4 protein-coding genes are annotated in these 4,353 nt (G+C 38.1%); 2 read left to right on the top strand and 2 right to left on the bottom strand.

Annotated elements, in window-relative coordinates; all coding sequences use genetic code 11:
* The first annotated feature begins 154 nt into the window (after window positions 1-154).
* Window positions 155-1,438, top strand: a complete 1,284-nt coding sequence (locus CAFE_RS06175; RefSeq protein WP_156990122.1) for a hypothetical protein — start codon at window positions 155-157, stop codon at window positions 1,436-1,438.
* Between the two features lie 11 nt (window positions 1,439-1,449).
* Here the strand turns inward: CAFE_RS06175 and CAFE_RS06170 are convergent, their stop codons facing one another.
* A complete protein-coding gene (locus CAFE_RS06170; RefSeq protein ID WP_156990121.1) occupies window positions 1,450-2,496 on the bottom strand; it encodes a D-alanine--D-alanine ligase family protein in 1,047 nt (348 codons plus the stop codon).
* 111 nt (window positions 2,497-2,607) lie between these two features.
* Complete coding sequence (locus tag CAFE_RS06165; RefSeq protein WP_156990120.1) at window positions 2,608-3,525, bottom strand: tyrosine-type recombinase/integrase; 918 nt, start codon at window positions 3,523-3,525, stop codon at window positions 2,608-2,610.
* Window positions 3,526-3,765: 240 nt separating this feature from the next.
* Here CAFE_RS06165 and CAFE_RS06160 point away from each other — a divergent pair, with 240 nt between their 5' ends.
* Window positions 3,766-4,251 (top strand): ArdC-like ssDNA-binding domain-containing protein, encoded by a 486-nt coding sequence (locus CAFE_RS06160; protein ID WP_156990119.1) that lies wholly within the window; start codon window positions 3,766-3,768, stop codon window positions 4,249-4,251.
* Window positions 4,252-4,353 lie beyond the last annotated feature (102 nt).

The raw sequence follows: 4,353 nt of genomic DNA, 5'->3' as shown, positions 1-4,353 counted from the left end.
TATTCGATATCCGTAAAAGTTTGTTGCTTTTTCATTTCTCTGCACCGCCTGTGAATTGATAGTTCTATTTTACCAGAGTTCTCCTCTCTTCGGTAGAGGGGCGGATTAAATCAGAGGTTCCTTAGATTATGATTTACTTAATCGGATTGATGATTTGATTAAACAATATGCAGTTACACAGCAACTGAATGAATTTATGGAGATTCGAAATTTCTATGACATGCTCTCGCAATCCCCTACCACGGGAGACAATACATATTCTATATATTGCAAGCTAAAGCAATTTGACTTTGAATTGCCATTGAAAGCTGAATTGGCCAGAGCCTGTTTCCATTTTTTCTATACTATGACTCAAACAAACGATAAATATCAAAAAATGCTTTTAAATGAATGTTTACAGTATGCAAAGAATAAGCTTATGCTTTCAAATTTTATCAATCCGATTCAACTAAAACCAGCAGATGAAACTATTATTCGTCTTACGATCGTTTATGAAATTGCACCTTACATCTTAGATGTAAGAAATGACATTGATGAGTTTAACCTGTTATACACACTCAGCCAACAGCTTTCTATAGAATCCAGAGCAAAAGGGGAAAAAGGTCTTGCACAGTATATTCAAAATATTTTCAATCGAAAAGCATTCCTTTTTGCCAATCCTACTCAATGTGAAATTTACTATGAGAGGGCAAAAAAGTACTTTTCTGAATGTCAAATTTGGGACGAATATTGTATAACCCTCGTTTGCCAGGCGGGTACCGACATCGTTATTCAAAAATATCAAGAAGCACAGATTTGTTGTAACTCTGCTGCTGAAATTGCAGATAGAGAAGGTATAATGCTTCCGCAGCCTGCTAAAATTAACAACAACTTGTTGATCGCTCAATTTCTAGAATTTGAACAAAATTCAAGTAATCAGCAGGAATGTGCAACTAAAGCGAAAAACACTCGTCTACTTCTTGCACAAGAATTACAGGGTACTCCTTGTGCAACCGAATTTGTCATTTTAACAAATCTATGCTCCCTGTGCTTATATTGCGACGACGATGCAAGTTACAGCAATTACAAAGATAAAATTGAAAATTTAATGCAATGCACAGATGTATCCGATGTTAGTGATGAAAATATAGATGATTTTTACCGATACTATTTCGTGTGGTTTGAAGCTTACCGAGCTTTGCGAGACAAGAAATGGGAACTAGCAGAAAAGCTATTTCATAAAATAGATGGCTTTATACCAGCACTATTTAAAAAGCAGGAAATTTTCTGGGAAAAGAAGAATGCTGCTCTTAAAAGACTCATACTTTCAAAAGAAGTGCTAAGCGCCTATGATTTTTGTATTCATTTGGTTCAAACGGATCGACGAGAAACGGTGCTATCCAAATTCTTTTTCAGAGGATTGATGCTTTCTGATCTGCAATACACTTCGTATCAGTAAATCTTTTAATTTTAATAATTAGAGAACATACAAGATACAATCGTCTTATAGATATCTTCGTATTGTAACCCATACTCATTGAAGAGATAAGCTACTGAGCTATGATGAATGGTATATGGAGTGCCAGCAATATCAAATAGGTAAGGAATGTTATCCCGAACCCTAAAATCGAACCGGGCGTAATCTTTAATATTCAATATGGAGGCAGCATGTTCTGCGGTCGCACAAATGCTACTGGCTACAGGGGTCTGTAGCAATTGAAAACCATATTGATATCCATTGGATATCTGTGTATCCATAAAGGTTCTGTCTTTTGGAAATGTAATGACAACTGGCGTCATGGCATAATAATCTTTGTGATATTGCAGTACAAGCACCTCACACTCCATTCCATCAATAAATTCCTGGACCAAAACCTGTTTGGGATTTACACTGGTAGCTACTTGGCGCAATTTTGGATATGCATCTGAAGAAAATAACATTTTACATTCGCGCGTTAGTCCGATACTTGCTGATTCACAAACATTTTTAATGAGTATTTCATGTCCTTCAAGAGCCGTATTTAGCTCAGAAAGGTTTTCTTGTTTGGGATTAAACACAACTGAAATAGGGACATTGATGTTGTGGACTGAAAGGATGTCAGAAAAGTCTGGCTTATTCCTTAGCAGAGATATAACGAATGCGTCACTACCAGTATATTTTATATGATAAAGGTCACAGAAAGATGGAATCAGCGATTTCTTTCCTGGCATCTTACCATCGCGGGCCAAATTATATACAATACAACCGTTAGGATCAATATGGTTTCGTAAAATATACTCAATAAAGGAAATCTCAGAATAAAATACTCGAACAAATCCAAATACGTTGAAGAGCGCGGATGCAATTTCTGCAAACTCGGTACGCGAAAAGAATTCACTTTCATCAGCGTGACAAATACGATTATCGCTTTCCTTTATTGTTTGTACTTGCGCATCTGCAATAACATATACGTCAAAGTCAATATTATCAATATTATACTGGGAAAGAATGTTTTCGATTATTTGATGGTTGCGCATCTCTATTTCCTCCTTCAATGAACGAAGGATAATTACATATTATCCTTCATTCATTTGAATTGTTTTGGACAACAAAAAAGCTCCCGTGCAAACGGGAGCTGAAATTGAAAATCATAAGGTAATTCGGTTTCTTGGGTGTTTTTTTCTCATAATGTTCTTTTGTTTACTTAATGATACATGTGTATAGATTTGTGTTGTTGTAATAGAACTGTGACCTAAAATACTTTGTATATAGCGTATGTCAACATCATCTTCCAACATCAGAGTGGCAAAAGAATGCCGAAGCATGTGTGGTGTGACGCGCTGTGTTATTTTGGCTAGTTCAGCATCTGATTTAATCATACCACGGACAGACTGTTCACTAAGTCTGCCACCCAGTCTATTTACAAAGAACCATCCAGACTCTGAGATCTTTTGAGAATAAGCTTTCTGATATGTACGCAGCGCTGTGAGAGTATCAGGATTGCTAATAAAGATAATTCTTTCCCGTGAACCCTTTCCCTGTACCTTAACAAATCCGTTTTTGAGGTCAATTTCCGAAGGCCTTATAGAACACAGCTCCGAAACGCGCAAGCCAGTTGCAAATAGAAGTTCTAAAACCGCTATATTTCTCAAACTGACGTAATACTGACATTGTGTCTGTTGCTGTTTTGCTGATTGATATGCTGCTCTCAAGAGTTTTTGAATAGTGGATAATGGCAAGGCTTTTGGAAGTACAAGTGGCTCGCGAAAATCCAAATGAATTTTGCTAATTGGATTGGATGTAATTTGCTCATCAAAGTAGAGGTAATTAATGAAGGCTCGGATACAGGCAATTTTCCTTTTTACGCTTTTTGGCTTGTATTTTACATGCAGCCTTTGAATATATTTACAAATGCAATCTTTTGAAAGTGGCTCTGGTTCGTCCACAAAAGAATTTTCAAACTGCGAGAGGTCAATCCGGTAAGCTTTCAATGTTTTGTCATTCAGCATTTTTTGATACTGGCAATAGGTTAAGTAATTACTAATTTGTGAGTGTAACTGGTTCATGATGTTCCTCCTGCTTTTTAAATTGAATTCATTATGAACTGTTTTTCAAGGTCTGTCGAATATATCATGGATCATTCCAATACCTCTGCGAGCTTTTATCCAACACATACAATAGTGAGATAATTTCATAACCAAAGAGCTAATGCCTTATAGAATATGAAGGCATTGGCTCTTTTTTGTATTTCCTTCATGAAGATGTATAACGGAATCCAATATCGAAAATGAAACGGAGGCGATACGTTGAGAAAGGACGAAAAACTTCGGACAATCTATGAAACGATTGCCCCCTACATTACCCGAACCGGAAACAACTGGCGCGATTACCTGACGTTTGGAGCACGGTTTTTCAAGCATTCCTTTGATAATATGCTGCTGATCTACGCGCAGAATCCCGACGTAACGATGCTTGCCACCACCAAACAGTGGAATCAGGCGGGTCGATATGTGAACTCAGGGGCGAAGGGCATCGCCGTCTGCGAATACGAAAATGCCAGACTGACGATCAAATACCTTTTCGATATTTCACAGACCAACGGGCGGGCAATCAAACCGACCGACTGGCAGTTGACAGAGAACACAAAAAGTGAAATCTCAAAGCGGCTGGCTTTTTCCCATGGTTTTGAAGACGGCGGGTTTCCTGACCTGCTTCACCATCTTGCCGCTGAAGCGGTTTCTGACCACTATGAAGCCTATTTGCAAGATTTGTTATCGCCGGAGTATAATTGACCGAGATCGCCGGCGGAATTGACCCACTCAAGAATAACGGCTACCATGGCATAAAGAAACGCCATGGAGGTAGGCCGGATGTTAAGGAGTGGAATGATACAC

Source organism: Caproicibacter fermentans (assembly GCF_009746625.1).
Taxonomy (GTDB): Bacteria; Bacillota; Clostridia; order Oscillospirales; family Acutalibacteraceae; genus Caproicibacter; species Caproicibacter fermentans.
The sequence above is the reverse complement of the archived record's forward strand: the minus strand, read 5'-3'. Positions and strand labels throughout refer to the sequence as shown.

Bases quoted from the DNA above. Each gene is read 5' to 3' on its own strand.
- CAFE_RS06170 (WP_156990121.1), bottom strand. From the start codon at position 2,496: ATGCGCAACCATCAAATAATCGAAAACATTCTTTCCCAGTATAATATT.
- CAFE_RS06165 (WP_156990120.1), bottom strand. From the start codon at position 3,525: ATGAACCAGTTACACTCACAAATTAGTAATTACTTAACCTATTGCCAG.